The 15,854-nt window shown below is 68.0% G+C and carries 17 protein-coding genes and 2 pseudogenes; 15 read left to right on the top strand and 4 right to left on the bottom strand.

What is annotated here, in order from left to right; translation table 11 throughout:
* Window positions 1-82 precede the first annotated feature (82 nt).
* The 13 genes and pseudogenes from ABZW18_RS27895 (at window position 83) to ABZW18_RS27835 (ending at window position 10,386) form a co-directional block, all read left to right on the top strand.
* Entirely contained in the window at window positions 83-487 is a 405-nt protein-coding gene (locus tag ABZW18_RS27895) for a cupin domain-containing protein (RefSeq protein ID WP_356192517.1), read from the top strand.
* Window positions 484-1,761 (top strand): beta-ketoacyl-[acyl-carrier-protein] synthase family protein, encoded by a 1,278-nt coding sequence (locus tag ABZW18_RS27890; RefSeq protein WP_356192514.1) that lies wholly within the window; start codon window positions 484-486, stop codon window positions 1,759-1,761. The genes ABZW18_RS27895 and ABZW18_RS27890 overlap by 4 nt, the downstream gene beginning before the upstream one ends.
* Window positions 1,754-3,004 carry a ketosynthase chain-length factor gene (locus ABZW18_RS27885; RefSeq protein ID WP_356192511.1) on the top strand — a complete coding sequence of 417 codons (1,251 nt, stop codon included), beginning with the start codon at window positions 1,754-1,756 and terminating at the stop codon, window positions 3,002-3,004. Before ABZW18_RS27890 ends, ABZW18_RS27885 begins: the two co-directional genes overlap by 8 nt.
* Window positions 3,001-3,219 (top strand): annotated as a pseudogene (locus ABZW18_RS27880) (acyl carrier protein); the annotation flags it as partial. The gene ABZW18_RS27885 and the pseudogene ABZW18_RS27880, both read left to right, overlap by 4 nt.
* A 60-nt stretch (window positions 3,220-3,279) precedes the next feature.
* A complete protein-coding gene (locus ABZW18_RS27875; protein WP_356192568.1) occupies window positions 3,280-3,765 on the top strand; it encodes an SRPBCC family protein in 486 nt (161 codons plus the stop codon).
* A gap of 5 nt (window positions 3,766-3,770) precedes the next feature.
* Window positions 3,771-4,508: an SDR family NAD(P)-dependent oxidoreductase gene (locus ABZW18_RS27870; RefSeq protein ID WP_356192565.1), complete on the top strand. Its 738-nt coding sequence runs from the start codon at window positions 3,771-3,773 to the stop codon at window positions 4,506-4,508.
* Window positions 4,509-4,576: 68 nt separating this feature from the next.
* Entirely contained in the window at window positions 4,577-4,891 is a 315-nt protein-coding gene (locus ABZW18_RS27865; protein WP_356192508.1) for an antibiotic biosynthesis monooxygenase family protein, read from the top strand.
* Window positions 4,892-4,897: 6 nt separating this feature from the next.
* Window positions 4,898-5,218 (top strand): antibiotic biosynthesis monooxygenase family protein, encoded by a 321-nt coding sequence (locus tag ABZW18_RS27860; protein ID WP_356192505.1) that lies wholly within the window; start codon window positions 4,898-4,900, stop codon window positions 5,216-5,218.
* A 13-nt stretch (window positions 5,219-5,231) separates the two neighbouring features.
* Complete coding sequence (locus ABZW18_RS27855) at window positions 5,232-6,470, top strand: FAD-dependent monooxygenase (protein ID WP_356192502.1); 1,239 nt, start codon at window positions 5,232-5,234, stop codon at window positions 6,468-6,470.
* A gap of 9 nt (window positions 6,471-6,479) precedes the next feature.
* Window positions 6,480-6,944, top strand: a complete 465-nt coding sequence (locus ABZW18_RS27850) for a DUF1772 domain-containing protein (RefSeq protein ID WP_356192499.1) — start codon at window positions 6,480-6,482, stop codon at window positions 6,942-6,944.
* 61 nt (window positions 6,945-7,005) lie between these two features.
* Entirely contained in the window at window positions 7,006-7,842 is an 837-nt protein-coding gene (locus tag ABZW18_RS27845; protein ID WP_356192496.1) for an SDR family oxidoreductase, read from the top strand.
* 159 nt (window positions 7,843-8,001) lie between these two features.
* Window positions 8,002-8,547: a cupin domain-containing protein gene (locus tag ABZW18_RS27840; RefSeq protein ID WP_356192493.1), complete on the top strand. Its 546-nt coding sequence runs from the start codon at window positions 8,002-8,004 to the stop codon at window positions 8,545-8,547.
* 135 nt (window positions 8,548-8,682) lie between these two features.
* Window positions 8,683-10,386, top strand: a complete 1,704-nt coding sequence (locus ABZW18_RS27835) for a tryptophan 7-halogenase (protein ID WP_356192490.1) — start codon at window positions 8,683-8,685, stop codon at window positions 10,384-10,386.
* A 97-nt stretch (window positions 10,387-10,483) separates the two neighbouring features.
* On the opposite strand, the gene ABZW18_RS27830 is transcribed toward ABZW18_RS27835, so the two are convergent.
* Both ABZW18_RS27830 and ABZW18_RS27825 read right to left on the bottom strand, forming a co-directional pair.
* Window positions 10,484-10,945: a nitroreductase/quinone reductase family protein gene (locus tag ABZW18_RS27830; protein WP_356192487.1), complete on the bottom strand. Its 462-nt coding sequence runs from the start codon at window positions 10,943-10,945 to the stop codon at window positions 10,484-10,486.
* A 56-nt stretch (window positions 10,946-11,001) separates the two neighbouring features.
* The gene (locus ABZW18_RS27825) at window positions 11,002-11,787 is read right to left on the bottom strand and encodes an SDR family oxidoreductase (RefSeq protein WP_356192484.1); all 786 of its coding nucleotides are present in this window, start codon (window positions 11,785-11,787) and stop codon (window positions 11,002-11,004) included.
* A 275-nt stretch (window positions 11,788-12,062) separates the two neighbouring features.
* Between ABZW18_RS27825 and ABZW18_RS27820 the strand changes: the two genes are divergently transcribed.
* Both ABZW18_RS27820 and ABZW18_RS27815 read left to right on the top strand, forming a co-directional pair.
* Window positions 12,063-13,262 (top strand): acyltransferase, encoded by a 1,200-nt coding sequence (locus tag ABZW18_RS27820; RefSeq protein ID WP_356192481.1) that lies wholly within the window; start codon window positions 12,063-12,065, stop codon window positions 13,260-13,262.
* 276 nt (window positions 13,263-13,538) lie between these two features.
* The gene (locus ABZW18_RS27815) at window positions 13,539-14,174 is read left to right on the top strand and encodes a hypothetical protein (protein ID WP_356192478.1); all 636 of its coding nucleotides are present in this window, start codon (window positions 13,539-13,541) and stop codon (window positions 14,172-14,174) included.
* Between the two features lie 303 nt (window positions 14,175-14,477).
* On the opposite strand, the pseudogene ABZW18_RS27810 reads toward ABZW18_RS27815, so the two are convergent.
* Window positions 14,478-14,825, bottom strand: a pseudogene (locus ABZW18_RS27810) (transposase); the annotation flags it as partial.
* 49 nt (window positions 14,826-14,874) lie between these two features.
* Window positions 14,875-15,378 carry a DUF1772 domain-containing protein gene (locus ABZW18_RS27805; protein WP_356192475.1) on the bottom strand — a complete coding sequence of 168 codons (504 nt, stop codon included), beginning with the start codon at window positions 15,376-15,378 and terminating at the stop codon, window positions 14,875-14,877.
* Window positions 15,379-15,854 lie beyond the last annotated feature (476 nt).

Below are 15,854 nucleotides of genomic sequence, written 5' to 3'. Positions count from 1 at the left end.
GCACCTCTCACCCACGGCGACAACGGGGTCGCCGGGCCGGACGCGAACTCACGCCCGCACGGACACCGAAGGAGAACCTGGCATGGCCAGCGAACGAATGACCAAGATCGCAGCAGACAACGTCGCGCCCAACCGGCGCCGGGGCGGAGATCTGCGCACCCTGCTCAGCCCGGCCACGTCCGGTGCCACGGCGGGCTTCATGGGGGTGCTCACCCTGGAGCCCGGCGAGGTGGTTACTGAGCACTACCACCCGTACTCCGAGGAGTTCCTGTATCTCGTCAACGGCGCGATCATGGCGCGGATCGACGGCGAGCCGGTGTCGCTGAGCGCGGGAGAGGCCCTCCACCTGGAGATCAACGTCCGCCACCGGCTTGAGAATCCCGGCGACGTCCCGGCCTTCCTTGTGTTCCAGCTGGGTCCGCTCGCGCCCCGGCCCGAGCTCGGCCATGTGGACACCGAACCGCTGCTGGAACAGGAGTCCGCATGAGCCCCCGACGCGCTGTGGTCACCGGGATCGGCGTGATCGCTCCCGGTGGCATCGGCACCAAGGCGTTCTGGCAGCTGCTCACCGAGGGCAGCACGGCCACCCGCGCCATCTCGCACTTCGACGCCTCGGAGTACCGCTCCCGGATCGCCGCCGAGTGTGACTTCGATGCGGCCGCGTCCGGCCTTGCGCCCGACGAGATCCATCGCATGGACCGCTGCTCGCAGTTCGCCGTGGTCGCCGCGCGCGAGGCGCTCGCCGACAGCGGCATCGAGACCGGGGACGTAGCGCCGCACCGCATTGGTGTCTCGGTCGGCAGCGCGGTCGGTTCCACCATCACGCTGGAGCAGCAGTACGTCCAGGTCAGCGGGGGCGGCAGCCAGTGGGTGGTGAACGCGGACGATCCCTACCCACATCTGTATCGGGCCCTTGTGCCCAGTGCCCTCGGTGCGGAGGTGGCGTGGGCCGCCGGCGCCCAGGGGCCGGTCCGGGTGGTGTCGACCGGCTGTACGTCGGGGCTCGACTCCGTCGCGCAGGGCGCCCAGTTCATCGAGGACGGGTCGGCCGACCTGGTCGTGGCCGGCGCCACCGACGCGCCCATCTCCCCGATTACGGTCGCCTGCTTCGACGCCATCAAGGCCACCTCACCCAATAACGACGACCCCAAACGCGCCTCCCGCCCCTTCGACCGGGACCGCGACGGTTTTGTGCTCGGCGAGGGGGCGGCCGTACTGATCCTGGAGGAGGCCGAGGCCGCGCGGCGCCGCGACGCCCGTATCTACTGCGAGGTCGCGGGGTATGCACAGCGCAGCAACGCCTTCCATATGACCGGGCTGCGCCCGGATGGGGTGGAGCTGGCCGAGGCCGTGCGGGTGGCCCTGAACCGCGCCCAACTGGCGCCCGAGGCCATCGACTACATCAACGCCCATGGTTCGGGTACCCGGCAGAACGACCGTCATGAGACGGCCGCGTTCAAGGCCTCGCTCGGCGAGCACGCCTACCGCGTGCCGGTGAGCTCGATCAAGTCGATGGTCGGGCACTCGCTGGGCGCGATCGGCGCCCTGGAGCTGGCGGCGTGCGCCCTCGCGATCGAGATGGACACGGTGCCGCCAACGGCCAATCTGCACCACCCCGATCCCGAACTCGACCTGGATTACGTCCCCTTGACCGCACGTGACCATGAGACCAACTCCGTCCTGAGCGTGGGCAGCGGCTTCGGCGGCTTCCAGACGGCCATGGTGCTCACCGCGCCTGGCTCGGCGGTGAGCGATGACTGATACGACGACAAGCACGCGCCGCGCCGTGGTCACCGGGATCTCGGCGATCGCGCCGGGCGGCACCGGTGCCGACGCCTTCTGGCGCTCGGTCCTCGAGGGCCGACGCAGCCTCGGCCCGGTGACCCGGTTCGACGCGGATAACTTCCCGGTTCGCGTGGTCGGCGAGGTCTCCGGCGACGAGACGCTGCCGGACGTCGACCCCAAGCTGGCCATCCAGACCGACCGCTGGAGTCAGTTCGCGCTCCTGGCCGGCGAGGAGGCGCTACGCGACGCCGCGGTGCGTCCCGAGGCGTTCTCGCCGTACGAACTCGGTGTCATCACCGCCTCCTCCTCCGGAGGCAACGCGTTCGGGCAGCGCGAGATCCAGGCCCTGTGGTCGCGCGGCCCGCGCCATGTGAGCCCGTACCAGTCGATCGCCTGGTTCTACGCCGCTACGACCGGCCAACTCTCCATCCGGCACGGTATGAAGGGGCCCTGCGGGGTCGCCGTCACCGAGCAGGCCGGCGGCTTGGACGCCATCGCACAGGCCCGGCGCACGCTGCTGCAGGGGGACGTGAAGGTCGTTCTGACCGGTGGCACCGAGGCCCCGCTGAGCCCGTACGCGCTGGCCTGCCAGACCACGTCGAAGCGGCTGAGCACCGGCAGCGACCCGAAGCGCGCCTATCTGCCGTTCGACGCGGCCGCATGCGGCCATGTCCCCGGCGAAGGCGGCGCCATCCTCGTCCTGGAGGCCGAGGACAGCGCCCGCGAGCGCGGTGTCGAGCGGCCGTACGGGGAGATCGCCGGGCACGCCGCGACGTTCGACCCGGCACCGGGCGCCGCCCACGGCACCGGTCCCACCGCCCTGCGCCGAGCCGTCGAGCTGGCCCTCGCCGACGCCTGCGTACGGCCGGAGGAGGTCGACGTGGTCTTCGCCGACGCGGCGGGCACACCCGAGCTCGACCGTGCCGAAGCCGCCTGCCTCGTCGAGGTGTTCGGGCCGCGCGGGGTGCCGGTCACGGCCCCCAAGGCCCAGTACGGGCGGCTGTATGCGGGTGGGGCGCCACTCGACGTCGTCACCGCGCTGCTCGCGCTGCGCGAGCAGGTCATCCCGCCCACCGGCGCGGGCATCACGGCGGACGCCGGTCTCCAGATCGACCTCGTCAGCCAGGCCCGCGAGACGCCGATGCGTACCGCCCTGGTGATCGCCAGGGGCTACGGCGGCTTCAACTCCGCCCTTGTCATACGCGGCGTGACCCCATGACGCCCGACCCAGCACATCCATGTGAGACCGAAAGGATCGGCATCATGACCTCGCCCCTCACCTACGAGTTGTTCCTTTCCATCGTCCAGCGCTGCACCGGAGTTCCAGACGAGGTGCTGAAGGTGGACGACCCCACCGTGACCATTGAGGACATGGGGGTGGACTCCCTGGGCTTGATCAACGTCATCACGGAAGTGGAGAACACTTACCACATCGAGGTCGACGCCGAGGGCGCCACCTGCTTCCCCGAGATCTTCACGCTGATCAATGACCAGTTGAAGCCGGCCGCCGCGCGCACGGAGAACAGCATCGTCATCGATGCGCCGTTCAGCGTGGTGTGGGACATGACCAACGATGTGGCGAACTGGCCGAACTTGTTCAGCGAGTACGCCTCCGCCGAGATCCTGCAGCGCGACAGGAACACCGTGCGGTTCCGTCTCGCCCTCCACCCGGAGGACGACGGCAAGGTCTGGAGCTGGATCTCCGAGCGGATCACGGACCGGGAGAACAAGAAGGTGACCGCATACCGCGTCGAGCCCGGCCCCTTCGCGTTTATGAACATCCACTGGACCTACCGGGAGACCGAGGGCGGTGTGGAGATGCGTTGGGTGCAGGAGTTCCACATGAAGCGCGAGGCGCCCGTGGACGACGCGGCCATGGTCGAGCGCATCAACAAGAACTCGAAGATTCAGCTGGCGCTGATCAAGGAGCGCGTTGAGGCTGCGGCCCGCAACCGCGCCGGTGCGGCGGTGGCGCGGTGAACAAGATGGACTTCGCACTCAAGGGCAAGCACGTCCTGGTCACCGGCGGCTCCCGGGGCATCGGCCGGGCCACCGTCCTTGCACTCGCCGCGCAGGGCGCCTCGGTGACCGCCTGCTACGTGACCGAAAGCGAGGCGGTCGAGTCCCTGCGGCGTGAGCTGAACGAGCAGGGCGCGCAGGGCAATCTGGTGCGCTGCGACATAGCGGACCACGAACAGGCCGCGCAGCTGTGCGCCACGGCGCATGAGACCTACGGCGCCATCGACGCCGTGGTGAACAACGCCGGGGTCATCAGCCACCACTCCCTGGAGGACCTGGCTCCCGAGGAATGGAGTCGCATCCTCGACACCAATCTGACCGGCATGTACCAGGTGATCCGCGGGGCCCTGCCGTACGTCGCCGATGTCGCGTCGATCGTGAACATCAGCTCGGCCGTCGCCCACCACGGGATGCCGGGCGCCGCCCACTACGTGGCCTCCAAGGCCGGGGTGATGGGCCTGACCCGCGCCCTTGGCAAGGAGCTCGGCCCGCGGGGTGTCCGCGTCAACTGCGTCGCGTCCGGTCTGGTCGAGACCGACCAGATGAAGGCCGTCACCGAAGAGGGGCGAGCCCGCTACGAGCAGATGATCTCGCTGCGGCGCCTTGGCCGCCCGGAAGAGCTCGCGGACGTGGTGCTGTTCCTCGTCTCGGGCGCCGCCCGCTACATCACCGGCGCCACGCTCGACGTCGACGGCGGCATCTGACCACAGCGGTTCTTGACGGGGCCGTATGCGACCGAAGCCGTATCCGACCGGAAAGGAGCCCGAACACTGTGCTGCGTAGCGTGCTGGAGATGACGGTCCGTGAGGGCTGTGAGGACGAGTTCCGTGCGACCTGGCTGGAGACGGCACAGGCCGCCGCGCGGCTGCCGGGCAGCGTCGGCCAGACGCTGCTGCGGGATCCACACCATCCGCGCACCCACCTGATCATGGCCGACTGGGCCGACTGGGCCGCCCTGGAAGCCTTCCAGAAGAGCCCCGAACGCGAGCAACTCAGCTCCCGTCTGGAGCAGTTCCGCGAATCCGCAGCAAAACGCGTGCTCGAAAAGGTCGAGCACGTACCCGCCCACCCCACCAACCAGAGGTGATCAGTCATGCCCGTACGCGTCATGGTGTCTGCCCGTATCGAGGAGAAGGACAAGGAGGCCTTCGAGAAGGCCTATCGCGAGGTCAGCTCCGCCGTCCGCGGCACGCCGGGTCACATCCGGGACGAGCTGCTGTGCGATGTTGAGGAGCCCGGCCGCTACATCCTGCTCGCCGAGTGGGAGAGCGAGAAGGTGTTTCGCGCCTGGGAGGACTCTCCGACGCACATGGAGATCGCGGCGCCCATGTTCCCGTACTGGAGCAACGGCGGCATCGAGCGGCGGGTCTACGACCTGCGCCAGCGGCTCGACAGCGTGCCGAACGCCGGCTGAGCGGACGGCGACCATGGCGACCATCCGCAAGGCCCTGGTGATCGGCGCCGGTATCGGCGGGCTCACCACGGCGGCAGGACTGCTGCGGCAGGGCATCGAGACAGAGGTGTTCGAGGCGCGCCCCTCCCCCGGACGGCTGCTGACGGGAGGCGGGTTCATGCTCTGGCACAACGCCTTCCTCTCGCTGCGCCGGCTCGGGCTCGACGAGGCTGTCGCGGCGGACTCCGTTCGTATGCGCTTCCACGAGTTCCGCTCCGACACCGGCAGGCGGCTGGCGCGCTGGCACTTGGACGGACCGACGGAGAAGTGCGGCGCACCGGCCTGCGCCCTGCGCCGCTCTTCTCTGCACAAGGTGCTCACCGAGGCCGTGGGTGATCACCGGATCCGCCTCGGCTCGCGGCTGATCGGTTATACCCAGGACGCCGAGGGTGTCACCGCCCGCTTCCAGGACGGCTCAACCGCCCGCGGAGATCTGCTGATTGGCGCCGATGGGCTGCGCTCCACGGTCCGCGGCGTGATGCGGCGGGGCTTCGAGCCGCCACCGCGGTACGCCGGATATACGGCGTGGCAGGCCATCGCCCGGCTGCCGGGCGAATCCGTGGTGCCCACCGGCACGTTCTTCAACTTGTGGGGCAAGGGCGGCCTGCGCTTCCTGTACTGCCGCCTGAACGAGAACGAGGTCTACTGGGACGCCATCACCAGCGACCGGGCGGCGGCCGGAATCAACACCATCGCGGACATGCGCCGCTCGGCGCTTGCCGCCGCCTACCGCGACTGGCCCGAGCCCATCGGCCGGATTATCACCGCCACCGAGGAAGAGGCGATCCTGCCGGTGAGCATCCACGACCGGCCCCCGGGCGGCGGCTGGACCCAGGGCCGCGTCGTGCTCATCGGCGACGCCGCGCACCCGATGACGCTCAATCTGAGTCAGGGCGCCGGCCAGGCCATCGAGAGCGGGGTCGTGCTCGCGGGGATGCTGGGGCGGGCGGAGCCGGACGCCGTGCCCGCTACGCTCCGTGCGTTCGAGTCCGCACGCCGGGCCCGTGCCGCGGACATGACCACCACCTCATGGCGCATCGGCACGCTGGGGCTCGTGCACAGTACGGCGCTGAGTCGACTGCGCGATCTCATGATGTACGCGTTCTTCGACAACGTCGCCCGCGGCCAGAGCTATTCGCTGATGCTGGACGAGCGCCTGGAGCGCGGCCCCATCCCGTCGGCCGCCCTGGCCGCCGAGCCTGGCGGGGAGTGAGGGCGCGTCATGCTGACCGCTGCTCTGGCCGTTGTCTTCATCCTGTGCACGGGAGTGCTTGCCGGCGTGCTGATCGCCGTCGAACGGGCCATCGTGCCCATGCTGCTGCAGCTGCCCCGGCAGACCTGGTCCGAGGTGCACCGGGCTCTCGACCCGGGCTTCGACCCGCTGATGCCCACGGTCAACAAGGTGGCTCTGGCCGCCGGCCTCGGGCTTTCCTTCCTGGCTCCGGGCGTCGCCGCCAAGACGGCCTTCGCGGTCGCCCTGGCCGGGGTGGTGGGCGTCGCCCTGGTGTCCGAACTGCGCAACGTACGGATGAACCGGCGTATCGACGAGTGGGCCGCGGCCGGAGAGATCCCGGACGACTGGCGGACGCTGCGCGACCGCTGGGCCCGCGCCAATCGCCGGCGTACGGCGTCCGCGCTGCTCGCCTTCTGCGTCGCGCTGTGCGGCTGCTGGCTGGCGTGGGTGTGACCGCGCACAACCGTACCGATCAATGACCGAGTTCCACTGGTGAGTTGAGGAGCTATCCCTGGTGAACGCAGCACACGCGGAGAGCCAAACGAACGAGCCCGCCACCGACGTCACCGACGACGCCGGGCCCGAGCCGCCTGAGTTCGACGGCAAGGTCGCCCTGGTGACCGGTGCCAGCAGGGGCATCGGCGCCGCCACGGCGCGGCTGCTGGCCGCCAGGGGCGCCCAGGTGGTGGTCAACTGCCGCAAGGGAGCGGAAGCGGCCCAGGAGGTCGTGGACTCCATCCGGCGTCGAGGCGGCCAGGCGGTCGCGCTCCAGGGCGATGTCACCGATCCCGAGCAGGTGAGCGCTCTGGTCGCCGGCGCCACGGCCGAACTGGGGCCCATAGACGTTCTGGTGCTCAATGCCGCGGGCCTGGGTGCCCACGATTTCCGTATCGCCCCGGCGACGGAGCTGACCTGGGACGACCTGGAGCTGGTGGTCACCCAGCAGCTCAAGGCGCTGTTCCTGACCACGCGGGCGGTCCTGCCCGACATGGTCGCCCGCGGCGGCGGTTCGGTCGTGGCAGTCGGTGCGGCCCTCGCCCGTAGGCCCTCGCCGGGCTTTCTGTCACTCGCCATCGCCAAGGCGGGAGTTGAGGCCGCCGTGCGGACGCTTGCCATGGAGGTGAGCCCGCACGGGGTTCGGGTCAACGCCGTCGAACCCAACCTCATCCTCACGGAACTGTCCCAGTACATCCCCGAGGCGCAGCGCCAGGCCGCGGCGGAGCGTGCGGCGCTGCGCCGCAACGGCACCCCGGAGGACGTGGCCGAGGTGATCGCGTTCGCCGCCTCTCAGCGGGCCTCGTATGTCACCGGCGGCTGCCTCGTCACAGACGGCGGAACGACCATGGTGTAACCGCCGTCAACAGTTGCTTTGTCCGGCCTTATCCGCCTCTTTATCGGCCGCTGATTCTGTTTCCACGGGCCGCTGAACCAGTTCCACTGGCCGATTGACCAGCCGGTAGTCCTACCGCAAGAAATTTCTTCCCCGATGTTCCGAGCGAAAGGCAAGGAAATGTCGAAGACCGAGCGAAAGATAGTCAGCCGAGACGACGTCGAGCCAGTCTGCTGGTTCGGTGAGGAAGGTCGATTCCTGCTCCGCAAGGAGGACACCGGCGGCCTTTACAGCTTCTACCAGATCACCACCCAGCCCGGCAGCGGTCCGCCGCTGCACATTCACGAGACCGCGGACGAGGCCTTCTTCATCAACAAGGGTCGCTATGAGTTCGAGGTCGGCGGGGTCTCCGACGTCGTCGAGGCCGGCACGGTCGTCTATGGCCCGCGTGGTGTTCCCCACCGCTTCCTGAACGTCGGTGATGAGCCGGGCCAGTTGCTGGTCATCGCGACCCCTGGCGGCGTCGAGGACTTCTTCATCGGCCTGGCCGAGCTGACCGCCAACGGCCGCCCCGACTGGGCGAAGATGCAGGAGCTCGCCAACCGCAACCAGATGCGCGGCTTTATGCCGGAGGCCGGAGCCCACGGTGATATTCCTGGTCCGCCGCCGGGTGTCCGTGGCGGCATGGGTGGTCCGCCGGCCGGCGCGCGAGGTGCCAGGGGCTGACGCCTCCCACGCCGGGCTCCGACGACCCTCCCCCTTCCGTCGCCGGTACCGGCACCCAAGGAACACGTCCGGGGCACCGCGGCTCTCCGCGATGCCCCGGACGTCTTGCAGATATGACCTACAGGGAGGAAGACCATGCCCGGACAGCCGTCCGCCTATCACCCCGGGACGCGCCCCACGACCCCCCGCCGCCATGACGTGATCATCCTGGGCTCCGGCATCGCCGGGTCGACTCTGGGCGCCATCCTGGCCAAGCAGGGTGTCTCCGTTTTGCTGCTCGATGGTGGAGTGCACCCCAGGTTCGCCGTGGGGGAGTCGACGACGCACTACACCCTGAAGCTGTTCCGGCTGCTCGCCCGCCGCTACGGTGTGCCCGAACTGGAGCCGCTCACCTCCTACGTGGGCTACCGCGACCAGATCGCCCCGACCAGCGGCACCAAGCGGCACTTCGGCTTCATCCGGCACGAGGAGGGCAAGGAGCCCGACCCCGCCGAGTTCCTCCAGTTCAGCCCGCCGTCGAAGGGGCTGCAGACCAGCCATCTCTTCCGCCAGGACTCGGACGCGTATCTGCTGCACACGGCCATCCGCTACGGCTGCGATGTGCGCCAGGCGTTCCCCGTGGAGAACGTCGAGTTGGAGGAGGACTACGTCGCCGTCATCGACAAGAACGGCGACCGCTACGAGGGCCGCTACCTGGTGGATGCCAGCGGGTTTCGCTCGCCGGTCGCCGACCACCTGGCGCTGCGCAAGCCGCCGAAGGACCTTAAGCACCACTCCCGCTCGATGTTCACGCACATGGTCGGGGTCCGCCCCACCGATGAATGCCTGCGCGTGGGGCCCGAGGACGCGCCGCCCATCCCGTGGGTGGAGGGCACCATGCACCACCTCTTCGAGCGGGGCTGGTTCTGGTCGATCCCGTTCAACAACACGCCCGACTCGAGGAACCCCCTCATCAGCGTGGGTCTCACCCTGGACGAGCGGCTCTACCCCAAGCCGGACGACATCAGCCCCGAAGAGGAGTTCCGGCAGTTCGCGGCGCGCTTCCCAGCGGTGGAGCGGCTGTTCAAGGAGGCCCGCACCGTGCGGCCCTGGGTCTCGGCAGGGCGCATCCAGTACGCGTCCAGCCAGACGGTGGGCCACCGCTGGTGTCTGATGTCGCACGCCGGGGGGTTCATCGATCCGCTGTATTCGCGCGGCCTCGCCAACACCGCAGAACTGATCAACTCCCTTGTCTGGCGCATCCTTGACGCGCTCGCCGAGGACGACTTCGACGAGGAGCGCTTCCGCTACGTCGAGGAGCTGCAGCAGGGCCTGATCCGCTACAACGACGAGCTCGTCAACTGCTCGTTTATCTCGTTCGCCGACCACGCCCTGTGGAATGCCGTCTACCGCATCTGGTGCGCCGCCGAAGTGCCGATCAATCTGCGCTTCGACCGGTTCACGGAGCGCTTCTTGGAGTCCGGCGACGACGGGGTGCTGCGAGAGATGGAGAAGACGGCCTACCCGGGGCTTCCGGTCCCCGGCTCGCAAGGCTACAAGGCGCTCTTCGACGAGATGGTGCGGCTGTGCGAGGCGGTGGACCGCGGCGAGCGCGCCGCTGCCGACGCGGGCAAGGACCTCATGACCACGGTGCAGAACTCGCCCGTGGTGCTGGAACATCTCGGGATTCGGGACCCGAACCGCCGGTTCGTCCACCCCAAGCCGGAGGACCTGCGCCGGATGGCGCACTGGTTGCGGCACGAGGGTCCGAGGGAGCTGAGCTACCTCACCACCGGCGTCGATGTGCACGGCCGGCCGCTGTCCTCGGCGCTGGACGAGGAACTGGCCATACCTCACTGAGCACTTGGCCCCACCTCACGCACTTGGCGCACGTGGCGCACACCGCAACACAGCAGGCCCCCTCGGATTGTCCGAGGGGGCCTGCTATCTCCTGTCGCTAACTCGCCCCGCCCGTACGCGGCGTGGCGCGGAACACCACCACGTGCGGCGCGGCCGCTGCGAAGCCGTCTGGAGAGCCGGAGCCCACCAGGCCGTTGCGCACGAATGCAGCGACGCCCCTGGGGTTCTGGCCGGGAAACTCCCGTAGAACGGGTCCGCGTTGCTCTTCCGGCACCTCCACCAGGTCCACCGTCTTCGCGCGCCGCCCCCGGGTGAGCACACCGCCCCCGGCGTCCCGCGCGTTCTTGACCCAGTCTGAATTCGGGTACGCCTGCACGATGTAGCGCTCGTCGGCGACGACGACCGGGGCCACCGGAGTGGTCCGGGGAACCCCGCTCTTACGGCCGGGCACGGTCAGCAGATGCATCGGCCCGAACGGCAGGCCTATGCGGTGGAAGAAGATCACGACACGGTTGCGTGCCTTGTGCCGAGGGGAGATGGTGCTGCGCTGTGCGGTCATGTGAGTGGGCCCTTTCGTCTGGATCAGACTGTGCAGACGCGTCTGAAGTCTATTTCTCAGACTTTGTAGACGCGTCGCATGATGGCCCTGACGATGGACCGGGGCATCGCTCGCATCAGCGGCATCCGGATGCGGTACGACATGCCAGGCACCGTGGCAGGCTGCCCGGCGGCCACCGCCTCGAGGCCGGCGCGGGCAACCTGATCCGGGGTGAGCCAGCTGATCTTGGGCAGGGTGTCCGTGGACACCCCGGCCGCGGCGTGGAATTCGGAGCGGGTCAGGCCGGTGTGCACCGTCGTGATGTGCACCCCATGGCGCCCGGCCTCCATGGCGAGGCTCTCGCTCAGCGAGGACAGGAAGGCCTTGGACGCCGCATAGGTCGCGGAGCCCGGCTTGGGCAACAGGGCGGCCAGAGAAGAGACGTTGATGATGCCGCCGGCGCCGCGGGAGATCATGCCGGGCAGACAGGCGTGAGACAGCCTCAGCGGCACGAGGGCGTTGAGCGTCGCCGTGTGCACCTCGCGTTCCAGCGGCAGTTCGGCGAATCTTCCGGAACCGCTCGATCCGGCGTTGTTCACAAGCAGTTCGATGGGCCGCTCTGGATCGGAAAGGCGCTCCTCGGCGGCGCTGATCTGACTCTCGTCGGTGAGGTCGAGCGGCATCACCTCGACCTGTACGTGGTGTTGGGACTCGAGTTCGTCGGCCAGTTGCTTGAGGAGGTCGCCCCGCCGCGCGACAAGGACGAGGTTTACGCCCTCCTGGGCGAGGCGGCGGGCGAATCCCTCGCCGATACCGCTCGACGCCCCGGTCACCATCGCCGCGCCGTACGGAAATCGTCGCATGACATTCCTCGATTCTGTGCGGGCTAGTTAGGCATGCGCGACAGCAGGTTAACGGCTGACGCCAAGCCCGGACCAGCAAAGAAGAAAGGATTGACGACAGCGCGCGCCAATTTATTTCCGCTTAACAGTCCTTTCACCGCTGTATGTTGGAATACCCCATCGTGGGCAGCCACTACTGCAACCTGCTCATAACGCGCCGTCAAGTCTAAATATCCGGGACCCGTCCCCGAACTGTTCTCTCTTCCCGTCGTCGCTGAATGGCTGGTGTCACTGCCATGACTTTCTCTACCGAAAGACGAGAATCCCCGCCCGTCTCCCCCTCGGCTTCCGCGCAGCCGGCGGCCCGCCTTGACTCCCTCACCGGTCTGCGCTGGATCGCTGCCTTCGGGGTCTTCCTGTCGCACGTCAGCACGCTGCTGCCGCTCCCGCAGACGGACGCCGTCTTCGTCCTGGGCTCGTCCGGAGTCACGTTCTTCTTCGTGCTCTCCGGCTTTGTGCTGAACTGGACTTACACGGCCGGCGACCGGGTCGGCGCCTTCTATGGGCGCAGGTTCGCCCGCATCTGGCCCATGCTGGTCATCGGCGCGCTGCTGCCGCTGGCTTTGCAACTGCCCGACGCCCAGGGCCAACAGGCCACCTGGTATGTGATGATAGCGATCTCGGTGGTTCTGCTCCTCCAGGCATGGGTGCCGACTTGGATTCTGGGCGGCACCAGCCCGGTCACCTGGTCACTGGCGTGCGAGGCGTTCTTCTACGCGCTCTTCCCGTTTGTCGCGAAGCTCACGATCCGCCGCTCCGTTCGCTGGCTCGGCTGGGCGGCGGCCACCCTTGTGCTGATCGGCTGGGGCATCAAGGTCTGGCTGTGGCAGGCCTACCCGCCGCAGGCGCAGCCCTCGTGGAGCGACATGGGCGGGGTCGTCTTCGGCACGTACTCGCCGATCGCGCGCCTGTGGGAGTTCCTCCTCGGCGTGGTCGCGGCCGCCGCGGTGCGTCAGGGCTGGCGCTCGAAGCTGGGCGTCCGGTCGGCCACGGGGCTGCTGGTCGCAGGGCTGTTCGTGCTGTGGCTGCTGCGCGGGGAGACCTGGCGGACGCTCATCATCTACGACGTCCTCAGCCAGGTCACCGCGCCGCTGTACGCGCTCGTCGTAGTGGCGGTCGCCGCACAGGATCTGGCCGGGCGCCGATCCTGGCTCGGCACCAAGCCCATGGTGGCGCTCGGTGAATGGTCGTACGCCTTCTATCTGCTCCATTTCACGGTGCTGTTCGAGATCGCTTCCGAGGTCTTCAACCGCAAAACCATCATGGAGTTCTACATGACGCCCGCAGAGGCCAGCTGGGCGAATGCGGGCTGGGCCTTGCTCGCCCTAGTCATCACCACGGCGATCTGCGCATTCGTCTACCAATTCTACGAGCGGCCTGCGGAGAAATGGCTACGTGCTCGAATTGGAGCCCGTCGAAAGCGCCAGACCACCTGAGTATTTCCTCAGCATTGCCCGATCGGGCTGTTGCGACGGACCGGTGACCGTTGCAACAGCCCAGTGGAAGATGGGCATTTGACGCGGAGCAGGGGACAGCAGGGGACAACGCCCGTCCGATCGCGTTTCTCGGTGGCGACCGTGAAGGGACCCTGTCAAAGTCCCCTCATGGACTCTGCTCTGCACACCCCCGACGACTCTGCGGGTGCCGAAAAGTCATCCGGGCTGGTCAGGCCCAGCGCTCCATGAGGGAGTTCATACACCCAGCCGCTGACCTTGTGGACCTGGTCGAAGGTCGTACGCCGACTCGTGCTCGCCGCCGACGTCGACGTCACCGCCACCTGCGGCGACGGCACTCGGGTCGGCGACCACTACATGCTGATCACCACGCTGCTCGATCACCGCACCGACCCGGCCGCTCAGCTGGCACCGGGCAGCGACGATGATCCCGACACCGGAGGCATCGCCCGAGCCGTTCTGGCCGGTCTCCTCCCCGCACGGCGTCCCCGGATCAGCGCCCGCAAGGTGAAGTGCCCGATGTCCCGTTACGGTGCCACACCGAATGAGAACCGGCCGCTGACCAGCCGTTCCATCACGCACCTGGACATCACCGTCCTCGCCACTCCCGAACAGCCGGCCTCTCTGCCTCCGCATCCCACCGACACCGGGCGCCGCGCGCAGGTCTTCCGGCTCCTGACGGATTCCCCCGGCCGGGACTGGACGCCCGCTCAAGTCGCCGACAGCTTGAAGATCGAGCACGTCCGGAGCCTTGCCGCACAGATGGGCCAATGGCTGGCGCAACAGTTCCTGGTCAGACACGGCCGAGGGCGCTACCGGCTGCACCGGCAATGGGCCCAAGCCCCAGGTCAACCGGCAGACTCCGTCGATTCGACAATCATTCTCGCCGCCTAACTACGCGGCATTGAGCTGTGCATCTTGAAGTTGCAGGTCACGGCTCTGGTGTGCGTGGGGGTCGGAGTGCTCGTGCTGGTCATGGGACAGTGTCCATGGTGAAGATCGTTTGACCTGTTGGCCGGAGTCGTTCTCGGGTTCTGCTGCGCTCGTCGTGGTGCCGTTCCTACCATCCGTCACCGGGCCGGTACGCCGGAAGAACGTGGGAGGGCGCGGGGATGCAGGATCTGGAGCGAATCACTGCTCGCCGGAGCGAACTGGACACGCTCACCGAGGAGCTGGCCAAGCAGCTGGGGGAGGTCCAGAGCCGTCGACCGCCGCCCTGGAAAAGTCCAGGGCGTTCGCGCCGCGCAGCTTCGCGAGGAGAACCTCGTGCAGCCGCAGCTACACACCGGCCTCAGTCCACTCCGCCAGGCGGCGCCAGCACGTCATGCCCGAGCCGAAGCCGAGCTCCTGCGGAAGGTGTTCCCAGGCGATCCCCGTGTTCAGCACGAACAAGATGCCCTGGAACACCAGCCGGTCCGGATGCCGCTTGCGCCCGGGATGCCGTGCCCGCCGTTCCACCTTGGGCAGCAGCGGCTCGATCACCATCCACAGCTCGTCATCGACTTCCCACGGCTTCGGCCAAGCCACCCCACACCCCCGGATCATCAGTCCCGGAGTGATCCAACCACCTCGAAGATCATTTCGTCAGGAGTTCTCAGGCTGCAGCGGCAACGGGCTGTGCCTGCGTGGCTGCCTGGTCTTCGCGGTGCCGCCGCATGACCAGCACGATCAGAAGGATGAACGCGGTGAGAGCGGCAAGCGTCCGCATGTTGTTGAACAGTTCCCACCGCTGCAGGATCTCCGCGTGGTTGGCGGGGGCCGACGTGGCGGCCCACTTCTTGATGTGGCTGTTGATCGGCACATTGCCGAACCGGGTGATCAGGAAGGACGTGAATGCCAGCAGACCAGCCGCGCCGGCGAGCCGCCTCGCCGTGCCGCGAGTCATGGCGGCGAGTGTCAGGGAGCTGATCGTCGACAGTCCCATGGCCGTCTGCATGGTGATGCCGTTCATCTTCATCAGCTCAGTGTGGAAGGACAGCCGCATGTCCAGCGGTACTGCATTGAAGGTGGGGATGAGGTTGGCCGCGCCGTAGCCGAATGCGCCCGCGAGGAGGCCGGTGGACAACAGGGCGAGCCCCTGGACGAGTCGAATGCGCATGTTCTCTACCTCCATTGAAGTGGTGCTCACAGGTATGGGAGTGGTTCCCGTAGAAGACAGCCTCGCCATCACAGAGGCGGCTGGAACGCTTACCGCTCTCAGCAGCTTGCTCGCTGCGCACCAGCGGCCCGCACGCGGAAAGCAGCCGGCTGACGGTACCTCCGTGACAGACGAAGACTCATCGTAGGGTCACAACGGTGCTCCTTGAGCCGGCGGGGCGCACCGCCATGGAGCTTCGTCTCGCACGAAGCGCTGCTCCTCGACTACGAGACCCCGCTGACCCGCGTCGACCCGGACACCGGCCCCTCGTACGCAGGTTCCGGAATCTGCGGGTGTGTCAATTTAACGGCTGATCTTGGTTGTTGAGGTTCAGCTGTTGGTCGGGGTGAGCCGGCCCTCGAAGGCGATCTGGAATGCGTTGAGGGGTGCCTTCCAGCGCATGGTCCATCGCTTGCGGCCCTTGCCGGTCGGGTCGA

Origin of the sequence: Streptomyces sp. NPDC004647, from assembly GCF_040609575.1 — a bacterium.
GTDB lineage: Bacteria > Actinomycetota > Actinomycetes > Streptomycetales > Streptomycetaceae > Streptomyces.
This window is presented reverse-complemented; position numbering and strand designations above follow the sequence as displayed.

What these genes read in the sequence shown, in the direction of transcription:
- ABZW18_RS27870 (WP_356192565.1), top strand. Translation starts at nt 3,771, where the DNA reads ATGGACTTCGCACTCAAGGGCAAGCACGTCCTGGTCACCGGCGGCTCC.
- ABZW18_RS27860 (WP_356192505.1), top strand. Translation starts at nt 4,898, where the DNA reads ATGCCCGTACGCGTCATGGTGTCTGCCCGTATCGAGGAGAAGGACAAG.
- ABZW18_RS27835 (WP_356192490.1), top strand. Translation starts at nt 8,683, where the DNA reads ATGCCCGGACAGCCGTCCGCCTATCACCCCGGGACGCGCCCCACGACC.
- ABZW18_RS27805 (WP_356192475.1), bottom strand. Translation starts at nt 15,378, where the DNA reads ATGCGCATTCGACTCGTCCAGGGGCTCGCCCTGTTGTCCACCGGCCTC.
- ABZW18_RS27885 (WP_356192511.1), top strand. Translation starts at nt 1,754, where the DNA reads ATGACTGATACGACGACAAGCACGCGCCGCGCCGTGGTCACCGGGATC.
- ABZW18_RS27825 (WP_356192484.1), bottom strand. Translation starts at nt 11,787, where the DNA reads ATGCGACGATTTCCGTACGGCGCGGCGATGGTGACCGGGGCGTCGAGC.
- ABZW18_RS27830 (WP_356192487.1), bottom strand. Translation starts at nt 10,945, where the DNA reads ATGACCGCACAGCGCAGCACCATCTCCCCTCGGCACAAGGCACGCAAC.
- ABZW18_RS27820 (WP_356192481.1), top strand. Translation starts at nt 12,063, where the DNA reads ATGACTTTCTCTACCGAAAGACGAGAATCCCCGCCCGTCTCCCCCTCG.
- ABZW18_RS27855 (WP_356192502.1), top strand. Translation starts at nt 5,232, where the DNA reads ATGGCGACCATCCGCAAGGCCCTGGTGATCGGCGCCGGTATCGGCGGG.
- ABZW18_RS27850 (WP_356192499.1), top strand. Translation starts at nt 6,480, where the DNA reads ATGCTGACCGCTGCTCTGGCCGTTGTCTTCATCCTGTGCACGGGAGTG.
- ABZW18_RS27890 (WP_356192514.1), top strand. Translation starts at nt 484, where the DNA reads ATGAGCCCCCGACGCGCTGTGGTCACCGGGATCGGCGTGATCGCTCCC.
- ABZW18_RS27840 (WP_356192493.1), top strand. Translation starts at nt 8,002, where the DNA reads ATGTCGAAGACCGAGCGAAAGATAGTCAGCCGAGACGACGTCGAGCCA.
- ABZW18_RS27895 (WP_356192517.1), top strand. Translation starts at nt 83, where the DNA reads ATGGCCAGCGAACGAATGACCAAGATCGCAGCAGACAACGTCGCGCCC.